This window comes from Stenotrophomonas sp. YJH_SMC_106-19 (genome assembly GCF_059368375.1).
In genome coordinates, this window is sequence record NZ_JCAFRQ010000002.1 from 468,145 (window position 1) to 491,683 (window position 23,539).

At 68.0% G+C, this 23,539-nt stretch carries 22 protein-coding genes; 17 read left to right on the forward strand and 5 right to left on the reverse strand.

Annotated features, from left to right (window positions below; all coding sequences use genetic code 11):
* The first annotated feature begins 100 nt into the window (after positions 1-100).
* Positions 101-982, forward strand: a complete 882-nt coding sequence (locus AC5P5M_RS09770; protein ID WP_065181315.1) for a pseudouridine synthase — start codon at positions 101-103, stop codon at positions 980-982.
* Between the two features lie 13 nt (positions 983-995).
* Here AC5P5M_RS09770 and AC5P5M_RS09775 read toward each other — a convergent pair whose 3' ends face one another.
* Positions 996-1,487 carry a YaiI/YqxD family protein gene (locus tag AC5P5M_RS09775; protein ID WP_053517778.1) on the reverse strand — a complete coding sequence of 164 codons (492 nt, stop codon included), beginning with the start codon at positions 1,485-1,487 and terminating at the stop codon, positions 996-998.
* Positions 1,488-1,790: 303 nt separating this feature from the next.
* Here AC5P5M_RS09775 and AC5P5M_RS09780 point away from each other — a divergent pair, with 303 nt between their 5' ends.
* The 15 genes from AC5P5M_RS09780 (at position 1,791) to pcaC (ending at position 16,500) form a co-directional block, all read left to right on the forward strand.
* Positions 1,791-2,000 carry a cold-shock protein gene (locus tag AC5P5M_RS09780; protein ID WP_005416210.1) on the forward strand — a complete coding sequence of 70 codons (210 nt, stop codon included), beginning with the start codon at positions 1,791-1,793 and terminating at the stop codon, positions 1,998-2,000.
* Between the two features lie 147 nt (positions 2,001-2,147).
* Positions 2,148-2,837, forward strand: coding sequence for a glutathione S-transferase (locus AC5P5M_RS09785; protein ID WP_495205800.1), 690 nt, complete (start codon positions 2,148-2,150; stop codon positions 2,835-2,837).
* A gap of 31 nt (positions 2,838-2,868) precedes the next feature.
* Positions 2,869-4,434 (forward strand): protein adenylyltransferase SelO, encoded by a 1,566-nt coding sequence (locus AC5P5M_RS09790; protein ID WP_495205801.1) that lies wholly within the window; start codon positions 2,869-2,871, stop codon positions 4,432-4,434.
* 273 nt (positions 4,435-4,707) lie between these two features.
* On the forward strand, positions 4,708-6,219 hold the full coding sequence (locus AC5P5M_RS09795; RefSeq protein WP_495205802.1) for a NosD domain-containing protein: 1,512 nt from the start codon (positions 4,708-4,710) through the stop codon (positions 6,217-6,219).
* 22 nt (positions 6,220-6,241) lie between these two features.
* Entirely contained in the window at positions 6,242-7,531 is a 1,290-nt protein-coding gene (locus AC5P5M_RS09800; protein ID WP_053517773.1) for a carbohydrate porin, read from the forward strand.
* Positions 7,532-7,566: 35 nt separating this feature from the next.
* Positions 7,567-8,418: a type I 3-dehydroquinate dehydratase gene (gene aroD / locus AC5P5M_RS09805; protein ID WP_253118813.1), complete on the forward strand. Its 852-nt coding sequence runs from the start codon at positions 7,567-7,569 to the stop codon at positions 8,416-8,418.
* 53 nt (positions 8,419-8,471) lie between these two features.
* On the forward strand, positions 8,472-9,788 hold the full coding sequence (locus AC5P5M_RS09810; RefSeq protein WP_193396263.1) for an MFS transporter: 1,317 nt from the start codon (positions 8,472-8,474) through the stop codon (positions 9,786-9,788).
* 169 nt (positions 9,789-9,957) lie between these two features.
* A complete protein-coding gene (locus tag AC5P5M_RS09815) occupies positions 9,958-10,638 on the forward strand; it encodes a 3-oxoacid CoA-transferase subunit A (RefSeq protein ID WP_053517770.1) in 681 nt (226 codons plus the stop codon).
* The gene (locus AC5P5M_RS09820; protein ID WP_053517768.1) at positions 10,635-11,282 is read left to right on the forward strand and encodes a 3-oxoacid CoA-transferase subunit B; all 648 of its coding nucleotides are present in this window, start codon (positions 10,635-10,637) and stop codon (positions 11,280-11,282) included. The genes AC5P5M_RS09815 and AC5P5M_RS09820 overlap by 4 nt, the downstream gene beginning before the upstream one ends.
* Before the next feature lies 1 nt (position 11,283).
* Entirely contained in the window at positions 11,284-12,498 is a 1,215-nt protein-coding gene (gene pcaF / locus AC5P5M_RS09825) for a 3-oxoadipyl-CoA thiolase (protein WP_429000968.1), read from the forward strand.
* 67 nt (positions 12,499-12,565) lie between these two features.
* On the forward strand, positions 12,566-13,276 hold the full coding sequence (pcaH, locus tag AC5P5M_RS09830) for a protocatechuate 3,4-dioxygenase subunit beta (RefSeq protein ID WP_053517767.1): 711 nt from the start codon (positions 12,566-12,568) through the stop codon (positions 13,274-13,276).
* Positions 13,277-13,280: 4 nt separating this feature from the next.
* Positions 13,281-13,844 (forward strand): protocatechuate 3,4-dioxygenase subunit alpha, encoded by a 564-nt coding sequence (pcaG, locus tag AC5P5M_RS09835; protein WP_495205803.1) that lies wholly within the window; start codon positions 13,281-13,283, stop codon positions 13,842-13,844.
* 90 nt (positions 13,845-13,934) lie between these two features.
* A complete protein-coding gene (locus AC5P5M_RS09840) occupies positions 13,935-15,278 on the forward strand; it encodes a 3-carboxy-cis,cis-muconate cycloisomerase (RefSeq protein ID WP_495205804.1) in 1,344 nt (447 codons plus the stop codon).
* 25 nt (positions 15,279-15,303) lie between these two features.
* Positions 15,304-16,089 (forward strand): 3-oxoadipate enol-lactonase, encoded by a 786-nt coding sequence (gene pcaD, locus AC5P5M_RS09845; protein WP_180876336.1) that lies wholly within the window; start codon positions 15,304-15,306, stop codon positions 16,087-16,089.
* Between the two features lie 24 nt (positions 16,090-16,113).
* Positions 16,114-16,500, forward strand: coding sequence for a 4-carboxymuconolactone decarboxylase (gene pcaC / locus AC5P5M_RS09850; protein ID WP_065181323.1), 387 nt, complete (start codon positions 16,114-16,116; stop codon positions 16,498-16,500).
* A 115-nt stretch (positions 16,501-16,615) separates the two neighbouring features.
* Here the strand turns inward: pcaC and AC5P5M_RS09855 are convergent, their stop codons facing one another.
* Complete coding sequence (locus AC5P5M_RS09855) at positions 16,616-17,473, reverse strand: IclR family transcriptional regulator domain-containing protein (protein WP_053517761.1); 858 nt, start codon at positions 17,471-17,473, stop codon at positions 16,616-16,618.
* A 101-nt stretch (positions 17,474-17,574) separates the two neighbouring features.
* Entirely contained in the window at positions 17,575-19,992 is a 2,418-nt protein-coding gene (locus tag AC5P5M_RS09860) for a membrane-bound PQQ-dependent dehydrogenase, glucose/quinate/shikimate family (RefSeq protein WP_253118809.1), read from the reverse strand.
* A 296-nt stretch (positions 19,993-20,288) separates the two neighbouring features.
* Between AC5P5M_RS09860 and AC5P5M_RS09865 the strand changes: the two genes are divergently transcribed.
* Positions 20,289-20,828 (forward strand): adenine phosphoribosyltransferase, encoded by a 540-nt coding sequence (locus AC5P5M_RS09865; RefSeq protein WP_053517758.1) that lies wholly within the window; start codon positions 20,289-20,291, stop codon positions 20,826-20,828.
* Between the two features lie 118 nt (positions 20,829-20,946).
* Here the strand turns inward: AC5P5M_RS09865 and dbpA are convergent, their stop codons facing one another.
* On the reverse strand, positions 20,947-22,323 hold the full coding sequence (gene dbpA / locus AC5P5M_RS09870) for an ATP-dependent RNA helicase DbpA (RefSeq protein ID WP_253118808.1): 1,377 nt from the start codon (positions 22,321-22,323) through the stop codon (positions 20,947-20,949).
* Between the two features lie 69 nt (positions 22,324-22,392).
* Positions 22,393-23,472 (reverse strand): YeiH family protein, encoded by a 1,080-nt coding sequence (locus tag AC5P5M_RS09875; protein WP_053517756.1) that lies wholly within the window; start codon positions 23,470-23,472, stop codon positions 22,393-22,395.
* Positions 23,473-23,539: the final 67 nt, after the last annotated feature.

Consider the following 23,539-nt stretch of genomic DNA (forward strand, 5'->3'; position numbering starts at 1 on the left):
CAATGATAGAGGTTTGCTGCAGGGGTGTCCGTGGCCGGGGTGTCTGCCGCGCGTCAACGGTGGCACGCTTGCGGTTCCTGTTGCCGCCGGAGCGGACGCGATGACCCTGCCCAGCCGGCTGCAGCTGCCACCCGGCCATTGGCCGACCCTGCTCGACGGCCTGTGCGCACGCTTTCCGCGCATCGACCGCAGCCAGTGGCAGGACCGGTTCGCGCGCGGACGGGTACAGGATGCGCAGGGCAGGGCGCTGGCGGCGGACCAGCCGTGGCAGGTGGGGCTGGAAATCCTGTATTTCCGCGAGGTCAGCCACGAGCCGCGCATTCCGTTCAACGAGACGATCCTCTACCAGGACGAGCATCTGCTGGTGGTCGACAAGCCGCACTTCCTGCCGGTGACCCCGGCGGGTGCCCATGTCCGCGAAACCCTGCTGGCGCGGCTGGTGGCGCGGACCGGCAACGCGCAGCTGGCACCGCTGCACCGCCTGGACCGGCTCACCGCTGGGCTGGTCCTGTTCTCGCTGCGACCGGAGTCGCGCGATGCCTACCAGCGCCTGTTCCGCGAGCGCCGCATCGACAAGACCTACGAAGCGCTGGCCCCGGCGCTGCCGGCGCTGGACTTCCCGTTCGAGCGCCACAGCCGCATCGGCCCGGCACAGCCGTTCTTCCGCATGGGCGAAATGGAGGGCGAGCCGAATGCGAGTACCCGCATCGAGGTGATCGACGCGACAGGTCCGGTCTGGCGCTACCGCCTGCAGCCCAGAACCGGTCGCAAGCACCAGTTGCGCGTGCACATGGCGGCGCTGGGCGCGCCCATCATCGGAGACGACCTGTATCCGCAGCTGCGTCCGGCCGCGAGCGGGGCGCAGGCGCCGCTGCAACTGCTGGCGCGGGCGTTGTCCTTCGACGATCCCCTGAATGGGGAACGACGGGTGTTCAGCAGCCAGCGTCAGCTGGGCCTGGAGCTGGGCCCAGTGGTGGCGTGAGCCGGGCCCCGCCTCATCGCGCCACGCGGATGCGGGCCAGCCAGCGGTCCAGCGCGCTGCCGAACGCCTGGCGGTCGCGCGCATGCAGGGGAGGCGGGCCCCCGGTCTGGACGCCGGCGCCGCGCAGCTCTTCCATGAAATTGCGTACCGACAGGCGCTGGGCGATGGTGTCGGCGGTGAACAGCTCCCCGCGCGGATGCAGGGCCAGCGCGCCTCGTTCGAGCACCAGCGCGGCCAATGGAATGTCCTGGGTGACAACCAGATCGCCGGCGGCGACCCGTTCGACGATGGCGCTGTCAGCCACGTCCAGGCCCTGCGGCACCTGGAGGGAGCGGATCCAGCGCGAGGGCGGGGTGCGGATCCACTGGTTGGCGACCAGGGTCAACTCCAGGCCGACCCGCTCGGCGGCCCGGAACAGGATGTCGCGGATGACAACGGGGCAGGCGTCTGCGTCCACCCAGATGCGGGGACGGGGCAGTTCAGCCGGGGTTTCAGCTTCAGTCATTTACCCAGTGTAGGGTAGGAAAAACCTGAATGGGTCCCCGGATCCGGGCCCGACCGACTGCCAGCCCTTGCCACGCCTAGCGGGGGCGGGGTGGCGATGAATGCCGGGGCTATCGCTTTTTGGGGAAAACACGCGTATCGTGCGACCCACTGTGTTTGCTAGGGTCACCGTGAATCGTGGCCTGGTGCAGTTGATCTCACGATCCACTCATCGATCCGCTTTACCAACGCCTGCAACTCAGTCTCGGCCCCGATACCCGGTGGCTGCGATTTTTTTCAACATGTGTTTCAGGAGTTAGTAAATATGTCTGAACGTCAGACCGGCACCGTCAAGTGGTTCAACGACGCCAAGGGCTTCGGCTTCATCACCCCGGAAAGCGGCCCGGACCTGTTCGTGCACTTCCGCGCCATCCAGGGCACCGGCTTCAAGACCCTGCAGGAAGGCCAGAAGGTCACCTTCATCGCCGTCCAGGGCCAGAAGGGTATGCAGGCTGACCAGGTGCAGGCGGTCTAATCCGTCTGCTGCCCTCGGGTAGCCAGAACGCCGGAAGCGCAAGCTTCCGGCGTTTTTTTTTGCCTCGGCGGGAGCAGGCACGGATCGAATCCACAGGCGCATGCGTGCAGGCGCGTTACGATGCTTGCACCCCTCTGGAGTCCTTTCATGCGCATCGTCCATCACCTCGAGAATTCCCGTTCGCTGCGCGTGCTGTGGATGCTGGAGGAGCTGGGGCTGGACTACGAACTGCGCCGTTACCCGCGCGACCCCAGAACGCTGCTGGCACCGCCGGCACTGCGCCAGGTACATCCGCTGGGGAAATCACCGGTGCTGCAGGACGGTGAGCAGGTGCTGGCCGAATCCGGCGCCATTCTTGATTACCTGGCTGACCGCTACGACACGCAGCGGCAGGTGTCGCCGTCGCCGATACCGGCCGAAGGTGCCGAGCGCATGGCCTATCGCTACTGGCTGCACTACGCCGAAGGCTCGGCGATGCCGCCGCTGCTGCTGACGCTGGTGATGAGCCGCATCCGCAACGCGCCGGTGCCGTTCTTCGTGCGCCCGATTGCCCGCAGCATTGCCGACAAGGCCGAGCAGAGCTTCGTCGGCCCGCAGCGCCGCCTGCACCTGGACTGGATGGAGCGCCGCCTGGCCGAGAGCCCGTGGTTCGCGGGTGAGCGGTTCACCGCGGCCGATATCCAGATGAGCTTCCCGATCCAGGCCGCAGCGGCGCGCGGAGGCGGACTGGACGACAAGCCGGCGCTGCGCGTGTTTCTCCAGCGCATCGGTGAACGCCCGGCCTACCAGCGCGCTGAAGCGCACGGCGGATCGCTGCAGGCGCTGCGCGGCGATTGAGGTCGGCGGCGTCCATCCCCATGTCAGGGCCATGGACAGCCCCTTCCCGCGATTCGACAACCGTCTGCTGACCGTCCTGCCGGGCGACCCGGAAGCCGGGCCCCGTCGGCGTGAAGTCCGAGAGGCGGCCTGGTCGTCGGTGATGCCGACGCCGGTCGCCGTGCCGACCCTGCTGGCCTGGTCGCCGGAGGTCGCCGCTCTGCTCGGCATCGATGTGGCTGAAGTGTCGAGCGGCACGTTTGCCCAGGTATTCGCTGGCAACGCGTTGTATCCGGGCATGCAGCCGTCGGCCGCCAATTACGGCGGGCACCAGTTCGGTCACTGGGCGGGCCAGCTTGGCGATGGGCGGGCGATCTCGCTGGGCGAGCTGGTGGCGCCGGATGGCCGGCACTGGGAACTGCAGCTGAAGGGTGCAGGCCCGACCCCGTACTCCCGTGGCGCCGACGGTCGCGCGGTGCTGCGCTCGTCGATCCGTGAATTCCTGTGCAGTGAGGCCATGCACCACCTCGGTGTACCGACCACGCGTGCGCTGTCGCTGGTCGGTACCGGCGAGCACGTGGTGCGCGACATGTTCTATGACGGCCGTCCGCGAGCCGAGCCCGGCGCGATCGTATGCCGTGTGTCGCCCTCGTTCCTGCGTTTCGGTTCGTTCGAACTGCCGGCCTCGCGCGGTGAGACGTCACTGCTGCAGCAACTGGTGGATGCCTGCATCGCCCGTGATTTCCCCGAACTGGCGGGGCAGGGTGAGGCGCTGTACGGTGACTGGTTCGCGCAGATCGCGGTGCGCACCGCCGAGATGGTCGCGCACTGGATGCGTGTCGGTTTCGTGCATGGGGTAATGAACACCGACAACCTTTCCGTGCTCGGCCTCACTCTCGACTATGGCCCCTATGGCTGGGTCGAGGACTTCGATCCGGACTGGACCCCGAACACGACTGACGCACAGGGCCGTCGCTACCGCTTCGGAACGCAGCCGCAGGTGGCGTACTGGAATCTGGGGCGGCTTGCGCAGGCGCTGTCGCCCTTGTTTGCCGACGTCGCGCCGTTGCAGGCGGGCCTTGCTGCCTATCAGGCCACCTTTGCCGCCTGCACGCGTCGCGATGCGGCGGCCAAGCTTGGCCTGGCAGCTGCCGATGATGCCGATCTGCAGCTCTACCAGCGCTGGCAGCAGCTGCTGCAGGACGGTGGCATGGACATGACCCTGTCCTGGCGCGCCTTGATGCGGATCGATCCGGCATCGCCCGATCCGGCGGCACTGGCTGAGGTCTACTACGACCGGGAGCGGCAGGAGGCCGTGCAGGTGCCGCTGCGGCAGTGGCTGCAGGACTACGCCGCGCGATTGCGGGCGGATCCTCTTCCGGCCGCCGAGCGCCTGGCGAAGATGGGCGCGGCCAATCCGCTGTACGTGCTGCGCAACTGGCTGGCGCAGGAAGCGATCGACCGTGCGGAACAAGGGGACATGGGCGGCGTACACGCATTGCAGGACGTGCTGCGCGATCCGTACACCCAACGCGCCGGACGTGAGCATTTCGCCAGCAGGCGCCCGGCCTGGGCCGACGACCGCGCCGGCTGCTCGATGCTGTCCTGCAGTTCCTGACCGGTGCTACGGCGCAGCCGTGCGCTTCGCCCGGCAAATGCCAATGCAGCCTTCCCTACAACGATGGTCGTACCCATTCAGTGCGATATTCGCACGCGTAGTCGATTACCGCACTTGAATGGTGCAGTGCGATAAACCTAATTTCACTTCCGCAGATTCAAAGCAGTCCAAGCGATCCACCCCTGGCGGGGCGAGGGCAGCACCCGACCCGGTGCTGAAGCCAGGTGCAGGGGAAGACCGCAGGATTTCCCTTCACCTGTGCGGAGTGATCGCATGCGCCGTCGCTTGTCCATTGTTTCTCTGTTCCTGCTCGCCCAGTTGCCGACCCTGGCGTTGGCCTACCAGGCCGAACCGCCGCGCGGGCCCCTGCAGGTGCTGCGCGTGGACCGCTACGCCGACGACACCCGTCCCGGCTCCCTGCGCTGGGCGATCACCACCGCCAACACCGCGCCGGGTCGCTATCGCATCGAGATCGACGCGGTGGGTACCGCGCCCCATGTGATCAAGCCGACCTCGCCGCTGCCGGAGATCAAGGGGCCGGTGCAGATCATCGGCACCTCCTGGGGCCGCGATGGCCAGTTCGTCGCCATCGACGGTTCGGCCTACGTCACCGGCACCGGCACCGACGCCTGTCCGGGCGCCGAACCGGGCCAGTCGGGCACCAACGTGCGCACCACCACGCTGCCGGGGCTGGTCCTGCGGGATACCCAAGGCGTTGAACTGGCCGGTCTGGAGATCCGCAATTTCTGCATCGGTGTGCTGGTCAACCGCTCCAGCCACAACGAGATCCACGACAACCGCATCGTCGCCAACAAGGGCGGCGCCGGCATCATGCTCACCGGGGACGACGGCACAGGGCAGTCCACTGCCACCACCACCGTGCACAACCGCATCGTGCGCAATGAATTCCTCGACAACGGCGATGGACTTGAGCTGACCCGTGGCGCGGCCTGGAACCTGGTGGCCGACAACCTGTTCCAGTCCACCCAGGCCAACCCGGAACCGTCGCAGGGCATCGAAATCCTCTGGGGCAACGACAACAGCGTGGTACACAACCGCTTCGTCGATTACTCCGATGGCCTGCAGATCAACTGGGGCAACCGCAACTACATCGCCGCCAACACCTTCACCGGCAATTCGCTGGGCCTGAGCATCACCGGCAGCGGCAACGTGGTCGATGGCAACATCATCACCGGCAATGGCATCGGCATCGGCGTGCGCCCGCAGCCGGTCAGTGCGCCGAACCGCTTCACCGCCAACCGCATCTTCGGCAACGGCCTGCCGATCGAGCGCTGCGAGGCCGGCGGCGCCTGCGTGAAGGGCCAACCGCGCGGCGCCATCGTGTTCGGCGTGCCAGGCCTGGAACACGCCAGCTTCGTCGGTTCACGTGGTCGTGGTGTCGACAATGATCCGTCCAAGCGTGCGCGCATCTGCTCCGCTGCCGGCCAGACCGACTGCCAGCCGCTGCCGAACCTGGGCCAGGCGGCGCCGCAGCTGACTGGCGTGCAGGGCAAGGGTACGCAGCGCCAGTTGATCGGTCGTTTCCAGGGTACGCCCGGCAGCCGTTACCAGGTCGAAGTGTTCGGCAACCGCGCCGCCAGCAGCAGCGAGGCCGAGTGGGTGCTGGGCAGCGTGCAGGCGCGCACCGATGCGCAGGGGCAGGGCCGTTTCACCTTCCCGCTCGGCGCCGCGGCAGATGCTGCGGCTGCCGGCAGCCTGACCGCCACGGTCACCTCGGCGCAGGGCGCCACCTCCCCCCTGAGCGCGCCGCTGTCGCTGCGCTGATCATCTCCACGAGACCGCGATCATGAATCTTGCGAAACCCGTTTCCCTGGCCGTCCTGGCCACCGCGCTGCTGCCCTGCATCGCCAGCGCGCAGTCGAGCAACCGCTACGAAGGCAGGACCCTCACTGGCGACTGGGGCGGCACCCGCACCGATCTGTTCGAGCGTGGCATCGCCTTCCGCGGCGACTACGTGGGTGAAGCCATGGGTGTGGTCGATGGCGGCTACGGCGAAACCGGTGCGCGCTATGCGCAGCAGGTGCGCGTTGGCGTGGACCTGGACATGGGCACGCTGGCCGGCTGGAACGGCGGTGCCTTCCACTTCACCCTCAACGACCGTCGCGGCCGCAGCACCTCGGTGGACTTCGTCGGCAACCGCTTCCCCATCCAGGAAGCGTACGGCGGCCAGTACACGCGGCTGACCGAACTGAGCTACGACCAGACCTTCAACGCGGGGCAGTCGTACTACAAGCTGGGCTATTACGCGATGGGCAACCAGTTCGGCCTGCACAGCCTGCTGACCCACTTCGTCAATGCGGCGTTCTGCGCGCACCCGCTGGCGATGTCGGGCAACAGCGGCTGGTACAACTACCCCGTGGCACGCTGGGGCGGTGAGTTCGCCCAGCAGGTCAGCCCGGCCGTCAACGTTCGCACCGGCTGGTTCCAGGTGAATCCGAACCTGGGTGGCAACATCGAACGCAACGCGTTCCGTCCGCTCGCTTCCGGTACCACCGGTTCGCTGTTCCCGGTGGAAGTGACCTGGACCCCGGCCAAGGGCAGCCGCTATGCGGGCGTCTACAAGTTCGGCGGTTACTACGACACCTCACGCGTGGACAAGCGCGGTCTGGATGCTTCGCCGACGACCGGGCGCCACGGCGCCTACGTGCTCGCCGAGCAGCGTCTGACCCGGGAATCGGCCGATTCCAGCCGCGGCCTGACTGCGTTCGCGCAGTACATGGTGTCCGACACCGACACCGCGCAGATCAAACGCTGGTATGCGCTGGGCGGGGTTTACCAGGGCATTGGCTCGCGCGCCCAGGACAGCATCGCGCTGGGCTACGTAGGCGCCGACATCAACAACCGGCTGGTCGATGCGCGCCGGGCCACGCTGGCCGCCGGTGGCGTGCCTGGCGATTCGCCGCTGTACAACCTCAGCCAGGCCGAGGAGCTGTTCGAACTGTCCTACAGCGTCCAGGTAAACCCGTGGCTGATGATCCGCCCGGATGTGCAGTACATCGTCAACCCGGGCACGTTCAACTACAGCGGTACCGACAACGCCTGGGCCGTGGGCGTACAGGCCAAGGTGACCTTCTGATGGCCATGCGCTCCTTCCATGCTCTGGTGACCGCCATGAAGCTTCCGCTCGCTCCGGTTGTGCTGGCCGGTGCACTGTGCGCCGGCCCGGCGCTGGCCCTGGCCGCACCGCCGCCGGCGGTACTGCAGGTCGGCCAGTTGCGTATCGGCGAGGGGCATCCCCGCACCATCGTGCCGATCACTGGCGCCACCGCTGACGTGGCCCTGCAGCAGGCGGCGGCCATCGCTGCCAGCAAGGCCACCGACATCGCCGAGTGGCGCATCGACTACCTGGACATCGCCACCGATGGCAAGGCGCTGGTCGCGCTGGGCAAGCGCATCCAGGCCACGCTGGGCGGCAAGCCGGTCATCGTGACGTTCCGCACCAAGGCCGAGGGCGGCGCCAAGCCGATCAGCGATGCCGACTACGGCGCGCTCTACGCCACGCTGCTGCGCGGCGGCGTGGCCCAGCTGATCGACGTGGAGATGTTCCGTGATCCGAAGGTGGTGCAGGCGCTGGTGGCGCAGGCGCACAAGGCCGGCGTGAAGGTGGTGATGTCCAACCATGACTTCCACGCAACGCCGCCCCGCGATGAGATCGTCGCGCGCCTGCTCAGGCAGCAGGCGCTGGGTGCGGACGTGCTGAAGATCGCGGTGATGCCGCGCGACGCAGGCGACGTGCTGGCCCTGCTCGATGCCACCTGGCAGGTGCGCCAGCAGAGCGACAGGCCGCTGCTGACCATGTCGATGGGGGGCACCGGTGTGGTCTCGCGCCTGGCTGGTGAAACCTTCGGCCAGGCGCTCACCTTCGGCATGATCGGCACCCCGTCGGCACCGGGCCAGGTCGAAGTCGATCGCCTGCAGGACGTCCTGCAGGTCATCCATGCATCCAGCCAGGCCGGTCACTGAGACCTTCCCCGCCGGACGTTCCACCGCATCACGCTGTTGCAGGAAACCGCCCCATGAGCCACGCCGCCCCCGCACCCTCGCTTGTCCTGGAACGGATGAGTCCCTTCCAGTGGACCGCCATCGCCATCTGCGTGCTGTTGAACATGCTCGATGGCTTCGATGTGATGGTCATGGCCTTTACCGCGCCGCATGTGTCGGCGGACTGGGAGCTGTCGGGCAAGGTGCTGGGGATGATGCTCAGCGCCGGCCTGGTCGGCATGGCGCTGGGCTCGTTCCTGCTGGCGCCGCTGGCCGATCGCTGGGGCCGGCGGCCGATGATCGTGTGCTGCCTGCTGATCCTGACCAGCGGCATGGCGCTGTCGGCGCTGGCTGCCAACGCCTGGCAGCTGGGCGCGCTGCGCGTGTACACCGGCATCGGCATCGGCGGCATGCTGGCCGGCGTGGGCGTGATCACCGCCGAGTACGCCAATGCCAAGTGGCGCAGTACGGCGGTCGCGCTGCAGGCCACCGGCTATCCGATAGGCGCCACCGCCGGCGGTCTGCTGGCGGCGTGGATGCTGGAACACTGGTCCTGGCACAGCGTGTTCCTGATCGGCGCCGCGGCGTCGCTGGTGTGCATTCCGCTGGTGCTCAGGTGCCTGCCCGAATCGCTGGATTTCCTGGTTGCGCGTCGCCCGGCCGATGCGCTGCCGCGCCTGAACGCACTGCTCTCGCGCATGCGCATGCCGCAGCTGCAGGCGCTGCCGCCGGCGCCGCTGCGTGATGGCCAGCGGCAGGGCTATGCGGCGCTGTTCGTGGGTGACCTGCGGCGCGTCGCGCTGCTGATCGCGTTGGCCTTCTTCCTGCACATGTTCGCCTTCTACTTCGTGCTGAGCTGGACGCCGAAGCTGCTGGTCTCTGCCGGTGTCTCCGCCCAGCAGGGCATCACCGGAGGCGTGCTGTTGAACCTGGGCGGCATCGTCGGCGGAAGCCTGTTCGGCTGGCTGGCCTCGCGCTGGTCGCTGTCGAAGCTGACCGCCGGTGCGCTGCTGCTGGCGATGGTGTCGATGCTGGGCTTTGCCGCCTTCAACACGCAGCTGGGCATGGCGTTCCCGTTGGCGTTCGTGATCGGTGCAGCACTGTTCGCCGCGATGGCGGGCCTGTATGCCGCGGCGCCGGTGGTGTTCGCCGCGCAAGTGCGGACCACCGGTCTGGGCTGGGCCATCGGCATCGGCCGCGTCGGTGCGATCCTCTCGCCGCTCACGGTGGGTGTGCTGGTGGATGGCCACTGGCGGCCCTCCGCGTTGTATGTGCTGTGCGCGCTGCCGCTGCTGCTGGCGGCCTGGGCGTGCCTGGGTCTGCGCGTGGGCGTGGGCCGGAACCAGCGTTGAACCGCGAGGGAGTCGTTGACTCAATGTGCGATTATCGAATCATGAGTGCGAATATCGCATTGACCGGACGGAGTGCCATGGCGACCATGTCGAGGCCGTGTTTTCCCTTCGCAGTGGCTCTGAAGCGAGGCGGTGATGACCGCTGGCGCGCAGGGCAAGGAGCAATGCAGTGATCGACAAGACCGTGGCCAGCGTGGAAGCAGCGGTGGCCGATATCCATGATGGCGCCACCGTGATGATCGGCGGCTTTGGCACGGCGGGCATGCCCGACGAGCTGATCGACGCGCTCATCGCACAGGGTGCGCGCGAGCTGTGCATCATCAACAACAACGCCGGCAACGGCGATACCGGCCTGGCCGCGCTGATCAGGCACAAGCGCGTGCGTCGCATCGTCTGCTCGTTTCCGCGCCAGGCCGATTCGCAGCATTTCGACGCCGCCTACCGCGCCGGTGAGATCGAACTGGAGCTGGTGCCGCAGGGTAATCTGGCCGCGCGCATCCACGCGGCGGGTTCCGGCCTGGGGGCGATCTTCACCCCGACCGGCTACGGCACCGAGCTGGCGCAGGGCAAGGAGACGCGTGAAATCGACGGGCGTCACTTCGTGCTTGAGTACCCACTGCACGCTGATTTCGCGCTGATCAAGGCCGACCGCGGCGACCGTTGGGGCAACCTGGTGTACCGCAAGACCGCACGCAACTTCGGCCCGCTGATGGCGATGGCCGCGCGCTGCGCCATCGTGCAGGTGCGTGAGGTGGTGCCGCTGGGTGAACTGGACCCGGAGGCCGTGGTGACCCCGGGCATCTTCGTGCAGCGTGTGGTGCCGGTGGCCGCAGCGGGGGTGCAGGCATGAACAAGCTCAGCCGCGAACAGATGGCCGCGCGCGTGGCGCGTGACATTCCCGAAGGTGCCTACGTCAACCTGGGCATTGGCCTGCCGACCACGGTGGCCAATTTCCTGCCGGCCGACAAGGAGATCTTCCTGCAGTCGGAGAATGGCCTGCTGGGCATGGGACCGGCGCCGGCGCCTGGCCGGGAGGATCCGGATCTGATCAATGCCGGCAAGCAGCCGGTCACCCTGCTGACCGGGGGCTGCTATTTCCACCATGCCGATTCGTTCGCGATGATGCGTGGCGGCCACCTCGATATCTGCGTGCTGGGTGCCTTCCAGGTCTCGGTGCAGGGCGACCTCGCCAACTGGAGCACCGGGGCCCCCGATGCGATTCCGGCCGTAGGCGGCGCGATGGACCTGGCCATCGGTGCCAAGCAGGTGTTCGTGATGATGGACCTGTTCACCAAGAAGGGCGAGAGCAAGCTGGTGACCGAGTGCAGCTACCCGTTGACCGGGCTGCGCTGCGTGTCGCGCGTGTACACCGATGTGGCGGTGTTCGATCTGGGGGCTGATGGCGCGACCGTGCTGGAGATGGTGGAAGGGATGGATATCGGACAACTGCGTGAACTGACCGGCCTGCCGCTGGCACTGGCCGAGGGAGCCTGAGATGAGCCTGCACGAGACCTACATCGTCGATGGCATCCGTACCCCGATCGGTCGCTATGGTGGTGCGCTGTCCGGCGTGCGCGCCGACGACCTCGGCGCGATTCCGCTGAAGGCACTGCTGGCGCGCCACCCGCAGCTGGATCCGGCGCTGGTCGAGGACGTCTACCTCGGCTGTGCCAACCAGGCCGGCGAAGACAACCGGAACGTTGCGCGCATGAGCCTGCTGCTGGCCGGCCTGCCGGTGACGGTGCCGGGCAGCACGATCAACCGCCTGTGCGGGTCGGGCCTGGATGCGATCGGCACGGTGGCCCGTGGGATCGCCACGGGCGAGCTGGGTCTGGCCATTGCCGGTGGTGTCGAGTCGATGTCACGCGCGCCATTCGTGATGGGCAAGGCGACCTCGCCGTTCGCCCGCGACCAGCAGATTGAAGACACCACCATGGGCTGGCGCTTCATCAACTCCCGCCTGCGCGAGCTGCATGGCGTGGAGACCATGGGCCAGACCGCCGAGAACGTGGCCGAGCGCTACGCCATCAGCCGCGAGGACCAGGATGCGTTCGCGCTGCGCAGCCAGCAACGCACCGCCGCCGCGCAGGCGGGTGGATTCTTCGATGGCGAAATCGAGGCGGTGGAGGTGCCGGGCCGCAGGCGCGGCGAGACCGTGACTGTCGACCGCGATGAACACCCGCGCGGCGATACCACCGCAGACGCTCTGGCCGGACTGAAGCCACTGTTCCGGCAACCCGGAACGGTGACCGCAGGCAATGCCTCGGGCATCAATGATGGTGCCGCGGCGTTGCTGCTGGCGTCCGGTGCGCAGGTCAAGGCGCAGGGCCTCACCCCGCGCGCACGCATTCTCGGCTTTGCCAGCGCCGGCGTGGAGCCGGCAATCATGGGCATGGGCCCGGTGCCGGCCAGCCAGAAGCTGATGACGCGCCTGGGCTTGTCCATCGCCGATTTCGATGCCATTGAGCTGAACGAAGCGTTCGCCTCGCAGAGCCTGGCCTGCATGCGCCAGCTGGGCCTGGCCGATGATGCCGCGCACGTGAACCCCAACGGCGGCGCCATCGCACTGGGGCACCCGCTGGGCATGAGCGGTGCGCGCCTGGCCCTGACCCTGCTGCGCCAGCTGGAAGCCACCGGGGGCCGGCGTGGCCTGGCCACGATGTGCATCGGCGTGGGGCAGGGTGTAGCCCTGGCCATTGAGCGCGTGTGAGCCCCAACGAACCCATGATCTGCACGACAGCCGCGGCCTGCGGGCCGCTCGCCAACAGGAGTACGCCATGAGCGATCCCACTCAACTGCGCGGCTACCGCACGCCGTATCCCGGCAGCCAGCCGCCGCGCATCCACCTGCCGTATGCCTCCACCGCGCTGCGTGGCCCGGGTACCGATCCGATCGCCATCCCGGTGACGCTCTCGGAAGTGACCGGCCCGAGCATCAACCGCATCACCCTGGGTGAGCACGCCGCGGACCTGACCGCAGGTTTCCCCGGCCAGCCGCAGGGCGAGCGCATCATCGTCAGCGGCCGCGTGCTGGACGAGAATGGCCGCCCGGTGCGCAACACCGTGGTCGAGGTATGGCAGTGCAACGCTGCTGGCCGTTACCTGCACAAGGGTGACCAGCACGATGCACCGCTGGATCCCAACTTCAAGGGTACGGGCCAGGTGCTGACCGACAGCGAAGGCCGTTACCGCTTCACCACCATCAAGCCCGGCGCCTACCCGTGGCGTAACCACTACAACGCCTGGCGCCCGGCGCACATCCATTTCTCCCTGCATGGCGATGGCATCGGCCAGCGGCTGGTCACGCAGATGTACTTCCCCAACGACCCACTGCTGGCGTTCGATCCCATCTACAACTGCGTGGACGATGCCAACGCGCGCGAGCGCATGGTGTCCTCGTTCGATTGGGAAACCACTACCAACGAATTCGCGCTGGGTTACCGCTTCGACATCGTGCTGCGCGGTCGCAAGATGACCGTCTGGGAGTAAGACCATGAGTTTCCAATCCACTCCGTGGCAGACCGTCGGCCCGTACTACCGCCTGGGCCTGGAACCGCTGTACCGCACCGACATCGCCCCGGCCACCGCGCAGGGCGAACGCGTGCACGTGCAGGGCCAGGTGTTCGATGGCAATGGCGTGCCGGTGTCCGATGCCGTGCTGGAAATCTGGCAGGCCGACGCACAGGGCATCTATGCCCATGGCGAAGACCCGCGCCGCGACGACCACGACCCGGCCTTCGATGGCTGGGGCCGCGTGCCGACCGATGAGCAGGGGCGGTTTGCCTTCAGCACCGTCAAGCCGGGCCGCGTGCCGGGCCTGCGCGGCGAGCCGCAGGCACCGCACCTGATCGTGCTGGTGTTCATGCGTGGCCTGCTGCAGGCTGTGCGGGGTCGCATCTACTTCAGCGACGAGACCAGCAATGGCGAGGACGGCATCCTCGCGCTGGTACCGCCCGAGCGCCGTCACACGCTGGTTGCGCAGGCGCAGGGCAAGGGTCTGTACCGGTGGGACGTGCACATGCAGGGCCCGGATGAGACGGTCTTCTTCGCCTACTGATCGCGGCGCGCGCGACGCGCCTTCCGGCCACTCCACGCCCGCACGCAGCGGGCGCGGGTAAGCTGTGGCCACCCAGGATGGACTGCACCGATGAGCCTCTCCCCAACGCTGCTGGGCGGTCTGTTCGGCGATTCTGCCGTCGACGCCGTGTTCAGTGATCAAGCGCGCCTGCAGGCGATGCTGGACGTCGAGCGCGCGCTGGCACGCGCGCAGGTGCGGTGCGGGGTGATTCCCGCCACTGCACTGGCCCCGATCGAAGCGGCCTGCCGCGCCGATCTGTATGCGCTGCCGGCGCTGTCGGCCGCCACCGCGCAGGCCGGCAACCCGGCCATTCCATTGGTCAAGGCGCTCACTGCGCAGGTCAAGGCGAATGATGCCGAAGCCGCGCGCTGGGTGCACTGGGGCGCCACCAGCCAGGACATCATCGACACCGGCGCCGTGTTGCAGCTGCGCACGGCGGTCGGTCAGGTGCAGGCGCGACTGCAGGTGCTGTGCACGGCGTTGGCGCGGCTGGCCGAGGCCGAGCGCGGCACCGGTCTGCCGGGACGCACGCTGCTGCAGCAGGCCGTGCCGGTAACCTTCGGGTTGAAGGCCGCCGGTTGGCTTGATGCCCTGCAGCGCAGCCAGCGGCGCCTGGATGCGCTGGCCGAAGACACTCTGGTGCTGCAGTTCGGTGGCGCCGCGGGCACGCTGGCCTCGCTGCAGACGCGCGGGTTGGACGTGGCCGAGGCCCTGGCTGCCGAGTTGCAGTTGCCGCTGCCGGCGCTGCCCTGGCACACCGCACGTGATCGTATCGCCGAACTGGGCAGCGTGTTCGCGCTGCTGACCGGCAGCCTCGGCAAGATCGCCAGCGATATCGTGCTGCTGATGCAGTCCGAGGTGGCGGAGGCCTTCGAGCCGGCCGGGGAGGGCAAGGGGGGCTCCTCGGCGATGCCGCACAAGCGCAATCCGGTGGGCTGCGTGGCGGCCATCGCCGCCGCCACGCGCGTGCCGGGCCTGCTGTCCACGTTGTTCAGCGCCATGCCGCAGCCGCACGAGCGCGCGGCCGGGCAGTGGCATGCCGAATGGGAGACCGTGCCGGAGATCGTCCGCCTGTGTGCGGGCAGCCTGGCCCAGGTTGAGATGGTGGTGCAGGGCCTGCAACTGGATCGCGCACGCATGCGCCAGCATCTGGACAGCCATGGCGGCCTGCTCTACGCCGAGGCCGTGGCGGTCACCCTGGGCGAGCGTATCGGCAAGTCGGCCGCGCACGCCCTGGTGGAGCAGGCCGCGAAGCAGGCGCTGGCGCAATCGCAGCATCTTCGCAACGTGCTGGCGCAGACGCCGGAGGTCACCGCGCAGCTTTCCGCTGCACAACTGGATGCCCTGTTCGCTGCCGACAGCTGGCGCGGCATGGCCGATACCTGGATCGACCGCGTGCTCGCGCGCGGCTGATCCCACGTTCACCGCTGGAGCACGCATGCCCTTCCTCGACCTTCCGCAGCACCGCCTGCATTACCAGACCGAGGGCCGTGCAGACGCGCCATGGCTGACGTTCTGCAATTCGCTCGGTACCGACCTGGGCATGTGGCAGCCGCAGGTGGATGCGCTGGCCTCGCAGTATCGAATCCTGCGTTATGACCGTCGGGGCCACGGCCAGTCCAGCGCTCCGCCGGGCTTGTACACCGTGGCCGAACTGGGCGCCGACGTGCTGGCGCTGTGGGATCACGTGGGCGTCGAGCGCAGCCATTTCTGCGGTCTTTCGATCGGTGGTCTGACCGGGCAGTGGCTGGGCGTGCATGCGGGCAACCGGCTGCGCACGCTCACCGTGGCCGCCACCGCGGCGAAGATCGGCACGCTGGAGAGCTGGCAGGCGCGTATGGCCCAGGTCCAGCACGATGGCTTGTTGCCCCTCGTGGATGGCACCCGCGAACGCTGGTTCACCGCTGCCTTCGCACAGACCCATGCCAGCCAGGTGGAAGAGATCCTGCAGGTATTCCTGGCGACCCGCGTCGACGGTTACGTCGGCTGCTGCAACGCTGTGGCAACGGCCGACTTCCGCGATGTGCTGGGCCGCATCGGCGTGCCGCTGCTGGCCATTGCCGGTGATGATGATCCGGTGTGCGTGCCGACCGATCTGCAGGCAATCGTCGAGGGCGTGGCCCATGGCCACTACGCCGCTGTCCCGGGCCGCCACATCTGCAACCTGGAGTCGCCGCAGGCATTCACTTCCGCACTGGCTGCGCATCTTTCCGCGCAGCACTGACCCCCGCATAACAGGTAGACCACGATGGACGAACAGGAACGCTACGAAGCTGGCCTTGCGGTGCGCCGCCAGGTGCTGGGCGAGGCACACGTTGAACGCTCGCTGCAGGCGCGCACCGATTTCACCACCGAATTCCAGGACTTCATCACCCGCACAGCGTGGGGCACGGTGTGGACGCGTGAGGGGCTGCCGCGGCATACGCGCTCGCTGCTGACCATCGTGATGATGGTGGCGCTGGGCCACGACGAGGAGTTCAAGCTGCACATCCGTGCCGCCCGCAACAACGGCGTCACGCCGGAGCAGATCAAGGAAGTGCTGCTGCAGGCTGCGATCTACTGTGGCGTGCCTGCGGCCAACCACGCCTTCGCGCTGGCTAAGCCGATTCTGGAAGAGCAGGCCGCCGAGGGCTGATGCCGGTTCCGCCGGGCGTGGCCCGGCGCCACCTGGCCGCGTTGTGGTAGCGCCGGGCCATGCCCGGCGAGCGCAGCGGCCCACGATGACGCCGGGCCATGCCCGTCGGCGTGCCTCAATTCAACAACGTGCCCAATCGCTGCGCCGCTTCACGCAGGCGCGGCAGCAGCTGGGTCTGCATCACGCCCAGACCGATCCGGCCCGCCTGGGTGCCGATGTTCAACGCACCAATCACGTCACCGCTGCGCGAACGCACAGGCACTGCGATCGAGCGCAGGCCGATCTCCAGTTCCTGGTCGACCAGGGACACACCTTCGCGGCGCACCTTCTCCAGCGTGTCCAGGAAATCATCCATGCGGGTGATGGTGCGCTCGGTGCGCGGCCGCAGCGGATTGCGTTCCAGATAGCCTTCCAGCGTGTCGCGCGGCAACGCCGCGAGCAACACGCGGCCCATCGATGTGCAGTAGGCAGGCAGACGGCTGCCCGCGCGCAGTCCAATCGACATGATGCGTACGGTTTCCGCACGTGCCACGTACAGGATGTCGTCGCCGTCCAGCACGCCCAGCGAGCAGGATTCATGCACGTCGTCGCGCAGGGCATCGAGCACCGGCTGCGCTGCGGCGGTCATCGACGACGACGCCACATAGGCACCGCCCATGCCCAGCACGCGCGGCAGCAGCACGTAGCCACGGCCCTGTTCGCCGACATAGCCCAGCTTTTCCAGCGTATACAGCACGCGCCGCACCGCGGCACGCGAGATGCCGGTATCGGTGCTGATCTGTGACATGGTCACTTCGCGCGGGTGCTGCGAGAACACGCTCAGCACGGCCAGACCGCGACCGAGCGATGTCATGAAGTCCGGATCGCCCTGGTTGTCCTGGATCTGCTGCATCAGCTCATGGGCCAGGCCACGGTCCTGCGGCGGAGCAGGTGCGCGCTTGGGGCGACGGCTGGGAGGATCGGCGGCAGGCATGGCAGCAGCTTTCATCGGGTTCGACCTTGCATGGTAAGCGCTCGCACCAGCAACCGGTACCCGGGTAGCGCCGCCCGGCAGGCGACGCTACGCGGCAGGGTTCACCTGCGCTCGGGCAGCGCGTAGGCAATCACGTAATCGCCGCGGTCCGGCGACTGGCGGGCGCCACCGGCGGAGATCACCACGTACTGACGGCCCGTCTTCGGCGAGACATAGGTCATCGGTGTGCCCTGGCTGCCCACCGGCATGCGTGCTTTCCACAGCTCATCGCCGGTACGGCTGTCGTAAGCACGCAGGTAGTAATCCTGCGTGCCCGCGAAGAACAGCAGGCCTGACTGGGTGGCCAGCGAACCGCCCAGGGTCGGCATGCCGATCGGGATCGACAGGCCCATCTTGATGCCCATCGGACCGGTGTCCTTCACCGTGCCCACCGGTACCTGCCAGACCAGTTTGCGGGTCGCCAGGTTGATCGCCGACATCGTGCCGAACGGGGGCTTCTGGCAGGGAATGCCAAGCTTGGACAGGAAGCGGTCGCGCAGCGAACCATAGGGCGTGCCGGTCTGCGAGGCCGCGCCCATTTCCACGCCGCCGTCGCCGCTGCTCATCTGCGCGCGCGGAATCAGCTTGGTCCACAGGCCCAGGCGCATGTCATTGACGAACAGATAGCCCGTGGTCGGGTCGACCGAGGCGCTGCCCCAGTTCATGCCGCCCAGCGAACCCGGCCATTGCAGCGCCAGGTCTTCGCCCGGTGGCGTGTACATGCCGTCGTAGCGGAACTGCTTGAACTGGATGCGGCACAGCATCTGGTCGATCGGGGTGGCTCCCCACATGTCCGACTCGGTCAGCGTTTCCGCGCCGATCTGCGGCAGGCCCACCGACAGCGGCTGGGTGGCGGCGTAGCGCTCGCCCTCGGCGTTGCCCTGCGGCGCCGGAATGTCGCGCACTTCGCTGATCGGCACGCCGGTCTGCCGGTTGAGCATGAAGATCTGCCCGGCCTTGGTGACCTGCAGCAGCGCCGGCAATGTGCCGCCCTTGCCGTCGGGTACATCGATCAGGGTCGGCTGTGCGGGCAGATCGTAGTCCCACAGATCGTGGTGTACGGTCTGGTACACCCAGCGTTCCTTGCCGGTGGCGACGTCGAGCGCGACCACGGCAGAGCTGTACTTGTCGTCCTGCGGCGTGCGTTCGCCGGCCCACTGATCCGGCGTGGTGTTGCCGGTGGGCAGGTAGACCAGGCCCAGTTGCGGGTCGTAGGCCATCGACGTCCACACATTCGGTGTCGCACGGGTGTAGTGGATCGACGGATCCAGCGGCACGTCCGGGGTCTCCTTTGAAAGATCCCAGATCCAGACCAGCGCACCGGTGCGCACGTTGTACGCACGCACCACGCCGGACGGTTCACCTACTTCGATGTTGTCGGCCACCCGGCCGCCGACCACGATCAGCTCGCCCGCCACCAGCGGCGCGGCGGTGAGGGTGTAGAAGCCGGGCTTGATCTCGCCCATGCCGACCTTCAGGTCGACCACCCCGTTGCTGCCAAAGTCCGGGCACAGGGCACCGGTGTTCGCATCCAGCGCGAACAGGCGGGCGTCGATGGAGGTCATCAGGATGCGCTTCCCGCACAGCGCCGGGCCAGTGCTCGCCACGTCAGTGGCCGGCACTGGTGCCGGTGCAGCCGTCGTCGCGGCGGCCGGTGCGGTGGTCGCATCGAAATAGCCCAGGCCCCGGCAACGCTGCCAGTTCGGTGCAGTGGCCTTGGGATCGAAGGCCCAGCGCTGCTTGCCCGAATCGGCATCAACGGCGATCACCTGGTTGTGGGGGGTGCACAGGTACAGGGTGTCGCCGATCTGCAGCGGGGTGTTCTGGTCTTCGGCGCCGAAGCCGTTGCTTTCCGGTACATCGCCGGTGCGCGCGGTCCAGGCCACCTGCAGCTCTTTCACATTGGCCGGGGTGATCTGGTCCAGTGCGGCAAAGCGGGTACCGGCGGTGGTATTGCCCCAGTGCATCCAGTCGCGCTGCTCAGCGCCCTTGGCCACGGGCACTACGGGGGGTGTGGTGCCCTGCGCCGCCTGCACGGGACGCGGCTGGAACGCTGCGAATGCAGTACCCAGCAGACCCACCAGCAGCACTGCAGCCACGCCATAGGCGCCGCGACCGGCCACCTGGCCGCGGCTGCGGCGCAGCACCGGCCAGGCCAAGGCGACCAGCAGGGCGAGCACGGCGGGCATCACCAGGCGCGAAACCAGCGGCCAGAAATTCCAGCCGGCATCCACCAGCGCCCACAGCAGCGTGGCCACGAACGCCAGGCCGTACAGCAGCGCACCATTCGGCCGGCGCATCACCAGCAGCACGCCGGCCACGGCAGACGCCACACCCATCAGCAGGAAGTACCAGCTGCCCCCCAGCTGCACCAGGCGTACGCCGCCGACCAGCAGAGCCAGGCCGAACAGCGTCACCAGGATGCCGAGCAGGATCACCAGCACACGGCACAGGGCCGGAACCTTCGTCGTCTCGTCCACGTTGCATGAACCTCATTGCAGGAACCCGCGCGGAGGCGGGGAAGCCCCGCACGCGCCAGGCGTGGCGGGGGCCGACGGCATCCAGGGCGGCTGCGGGCCGTGACGGCGTGCAGGCGTCGATCTGCTTATGACGCAAGGCGGGTGAATTACCGATCACGGCGATTATCGCACGCGTGTGCGATTTTTGCGTGATGCTGTGGCGCCATTGATGGAACGCAGCGGCGCGAAGATGCCGGGAACGGGCAGCGTACGGACGAACCGGTTACCCTATGCCGCCATACAAGCTGGTAGCTGCAATGACCGACGCCACCGTGGCCGTCCCCGCGTGGGCCTCGCGCCTGCGCGACATCGCCGATTTCCCCAAGCCCGGCATCCTGTTCAAGGACATCATGCCGCTGCTCGCGCACGGCGAGGACTTCCGTGATGCCATCCGCGCGATGGCCGACCGCTGGCGCGACCAGAAGCTGGACGCGGTGGTGGGTATCGAATCGCGTGGTTTCATCCTGGGCGCCGCGATGGCACTGGAACTGGGCGTCGGCTTCGTGCCGGTGCGCAAGCCGGGCAAGCTGCCCGGCCAGGTGCTGCGCGAGGAATACACACTGGAGTACCGCAGCGACTGCATCGAAGTGCATGCCGATGCGCTGGCGGCCGGCGCGCGCGTGGCGATCATCGATGACGTGCTGGCGACCGGCGGCACGCTGGTGGCCGCATTGTCGCTGGTGCGCCGGCTGGGCGTGGACGTGGTCGGTGCTGGCGTCCTGGTCGAGCTGGATGGCCTGGGTGGCCGCGCCCGTTGGCAGGCGGACCTGCCGCTGCACACCGAGCTGGTGTTCTGAGACTGCCGCCGGGCATGGCCCGGCGCTACCGGCTTTGGAACTGTCGCCGGGCATGGCCCGGCGCTACCGGCTTTGGAACTGTCGCCGGGCATGGCCCGGCGCTACCTGTCGCTGGGCCTTACATCATCCGTACGCGGAAGCGGCGGCCCTTGATCTTGCCGGCCTCCAGTTTCGCCAGGGCCTTGCTGGCCTGCTCGCGCGCAATCGCCACGTAGGAGCGGGTCGGGAAGATCGCGATCTTGCCGATGAACTTGCCCGACAGTCCTGCGTCGCCGGTCAAGGCGCCGAGGATGTCGCCCGGGCGAAGCTTGTCTGTCTTGCCACCGTCGATGCGCAGGGTGCGCATCGCTGCCTGCGGCAACTCGGCGGGACGTGACGTCGCCAGCGGCGTTTTCTGCCAGTCCAGCGCGTGCCCCATCTGTGCTTCGATCGCTTCGGCGCGGGTCTTTTCGCGGCCCGCCACCAGGCTGATGGCCAGGCCGCTGGCGCCGGCACGGCCGGTACGTCCAACGCGGTGCTGGTAGCTTTCGACATCGGTCGGCAGCTCGTAGTTGATCACCGCCGCCAGCTCTTCCACGTCCAGACCGCGCGCGGCGACGTCGCTTGCGACCAGCACGTTGCAGCTGCGGTTGGCCAGGAGCAGCAGCACTTCCTCACGGTCACGCTGCTCCATGTCACCGTGCAGGGCCAGCGCCGAGAAGCCGAACTGCTGCAGCGAATGGGCGACCTCATCCACGTCCTTGCGGGTATTGCAGAACACCACTGCCGATTCGGGCGTGTACTTGAGCAGCAGGCCGGCCAGCGCCTTCTGCCGATGGGCCGGCTCGACCTCGCAGAACAGGTGGCGGATGGCCGGCGCCTGGTCAGCGCCTTCCACCGTGACTTCAACGGCATCGCGCAGCAGATCACGTGCAATGGCACGGATGCTGTCGGGGAAGGTGGCCGAGAACAGCAGGCTCTGCCGGTCCTTGTGGGTGCGTCCGGCGATTTCGCGGATGGGCTCTTCAAAGCCCATGTCGAGCATGCGATCGGCTTCGTCCAGCACCAGCGTGCGCACCGCGCCAAGATTCAGCGCGCGCTTGCGTGCCAGCTCCTGCACGCGGCCAGGGGTGCCGACCACCACGTGCGGGTCGTGGCCTTCCAGCGAGGCGAGCTGCGGTCCCAGCGGTACGCCGCCGACCAGCAGCAGCAGCTTCAGGTTGGGGATGCCGGTGGCCAGCTTGCGGATCTGCTTGCCGACCTGGTCGGCCAGTTCGCGGGTCGGGCACAGCACCAGCGCCTGCACGCGGATCAGGCTCGGATCGATCGCCTGCAGCAGCCCCAGGCCAAACGCAGCGGTCTTGCCGCTGCCGGTCGGAGCCTGCGCGATCACGTCGCGGCCATCGAGGATGGCGGGCAGGCTCTGGGCCTGCACAGGGGTCAGGGTGGTGTAGCCGAGGGCATCCAGGCCGGGCTGCAGGGCCGGGCTCAGCGGCAGGGTCGAGAAGTCAGTCATGGCGCATTGTACCTGCGCGCGCGGCCGTCCCCGTCTCCCGGGGCAGCGGCCGTATCGGCAGACCTGCGCTCAGTGCAGCATCGCCAGCACGCCCTGGTGGATCGCCAGGCCACCGAACAGCAGCCAGGCGAACAGGAGCAGCGCCAGCAGCAGCGGCTTCAGGCCCGCCTGGCGCAGCGCGGAGACATGGGTGGTCACGCCCAGCGCCGCCATCGCCATCGCCAGCAGCACCGTGTCCAGCTGCACCAGCGCTGCGTGAAGTCCGGCGGGCAGCAGCTGCAGCGAGTTCATGCCGGCCACGGCGACGAAACCGAACGCGAACCACGGCACAACGATGCGGGCCTTGCTGCCCTCGGGCGTTGCCTTGCTGCCGCGTGCCAGCCAGAGCGACAGCACGACCAGGAAGGGCGCAAGCAGCATCACCCGGACCATCTTGGTGATGACGGCGGTATCGGCAGCCGCCTCACCCACGGCACGGCCGGCAGCCACCACCTGCGCCACTTCGTGCACGGTCGCCCCGGTGAACAGGCCGTACTGCCGCGCGTCCATCGCCAGCCAGCCGTGCGACTGCAGCAACGCATACAGCGCCGGATACAGGAACATGGCAAGCGTACCGAACACCACCACGGTCGATACCGCCACTGTTACCTGTGCCGCACGACCACGCACCACCGGCTCGGCCGCCATCACTGCCGCCGCGCCACAGATGGCACTGCCGGCGCCGATCAGCATCGCCGCCTCACGCTCCATCCTGAACACGCGCGTGCCCAGCCAACAGGCCAGGCCAAATGTGCTGGCGACCACCAGCACGTCCATCAGCACGCCGGCGATGCCGACATGGCCGATGTCCTGGAACGTCAGGCGCAGGCCATACAGCACAATGCCGGCACGCAGCAGCCAGTGCTTGGCGAAGCCGATGCCTGCCGCGCTGCGCGGCGCCAGCCGCGGGTAGAGGGTATTGCCGACCGCGATACCGGCGACGATCGCCACGGTCAGCGCGCTCAGGCCATGCGCCTGCAGCCATGGCAGGTCCGCCAGATGAAGCGATGCCGCAGCGAGCAGGGCTGCCAGCAGCAGCCCGGGCAGGCGCGGCTGCCAGCGCTGCCGCAGAACGGGCAGGGACCAGGCGGAGGGGGCGGAGGTGCTCATGGCGGGACCGGTGTGGGGAACGATCAAAAGCGTGCGCCTGCGCCAATGACCTGTAAAACGAATAATA

Bases quoted from the DNA above. Each gene is read 5' to 3' on its own strand.
- AC5P5M_RS09770 (WP_065181315.1), top strand. From the start codon at position 101: ATGACCCTGCCCAGCCGGCTGCAGCTGCCACCCGGCCATTGGCCGACC.
- AC5P5M_RS09775 (WP_053517778.1), bottom strand. From the start codon at position 1,487: ATGACTGAAGCTGAAACCCCGGCTGAACTGCCCCGTCCCCGCATCTGG.
- AC5P5M_RS09780 (WP_005416210.1), top strand. From the start codon at position 1,791: ATGTCTGAACGTCAGACCGGCACCGTCAAGTGGTTCAACGACGCCAAG.
- AC5P5M_RS09785 (WP_495205800.1), top strand. From the start codon at position 2,148: ATGCGCATCGTCCATCACCTCGAGAATTCCCGTTCGCTGCGCGTGCTG.
- AC5P5M_RS09790 (WP_495205801.1), top strand. From the start codon at position 2,869: ATGGACAGCCCCTTCCCGCGATTCGACAACCGTCTGCTGACCGTCCTG.
- AC5P5M_RS09795 (WP_495205802.1), top strand. From the start codon at position 4,708: ATGCGCCGTCGCTTGTCCATTGTTTCTCTGTTCCTGCTCGCCCAGTTG.
- AC5P5M_RS09800 (WP_053517773.1), top strand. From the start codon at position 6,242: ATGAATCTTGCGAAACCCGTTTCCCTGGCCGTCCTGGCCACCGCGCTG.
- aroD (WP_253118813.1), top strand. From the start codon at position 7,567: ATGAAGCTTCCGCTCGCTCCGGTTGTGCTGGCCGGTGCACTGTGCGCC.
- AC5P5M_RS09810 (WP_193396263.1), top strand. From the start codon at position 8,472: ATGAGCCACGCCGCCCCCGCACCCTCGCTTGTCCTGGAACGGATGAGT.
- AC5P5M_RS09820 (WP_053517768.1), top strand. From the start codon at position 10,635: ATGAACAAGCTCAGCCGCGAACAGATGGCCGCGCGCGTGGCGCGTGAC.
- pcaF (WP_429000968.1), top strand. From the start codon at position 11,284: ATGAGCCTGCACGAGACCTACATCGTCGATGGCATCCGTACCCCGATC.
- pcaH (WP_053517767.1), top strand. From the start codon at position 12,566: ATGAGCGATCCCACTCAACTGCGCGGCTACCGCACGCCGTATCCCGGC.
- pcaG (WP_495205803.1), top strand. From the start codon at position 13,281: ATGAGTTTCCAATCCACTCCGTGGCAGACCGTCGGCCCGTACTACCGC.
- AC5P5M_RS09840 (WP_495205804.1), top strand. From the start codon at position 13,935: ATGAGCCTCTCCCCAACGCTGCTGGGCGGTCTGTTCGGCGATTCTGCC.
- pcaD (WP_180876336.1), top strand. From the start codon at position 15,304: ATGCCCTTCCTCGACCTTCCGCAGCACCGCCTGCATTACCAGACCGAG.
- pcaC (WP_065181323.1), top strand. From the start codon at position 16,114: ATGGACGAACAGGAACGCTACGAAGCTGGCCTTGCGGTGCGCCGCCAG.
- AC5P5M_RS09855 (WP_053517761.1), bottom strand. From the start codon at position 17,473: ATGCCTGCCGCCGATCCTCCCAGCCGTCGCCCCAAGCGCGCACCTGCT.
- AC5P5M_RS09865 (WP_053517758.1), top strand. From the start codon at position 20,289: ATGACCGACGCCACCGTGGCCGTCCCCGCGTGGGCCTCGCGCCTGCGC.
- dbpA (WP_253118808.1), bottom strand. From the start codon at position 22,323: ATGACTGACTTCTCGACCCTGCCGCTGAGCCCGGCCCTGCAGCCCGGC.
- AC5P5M_RS09875 (WP_053517756.1), bottom strand. From the start codon at position 23,472: ATGAGCACCTCCGCCCCCTCCGCCTGGTCCCTGCCCGTTCTGCGGCAG.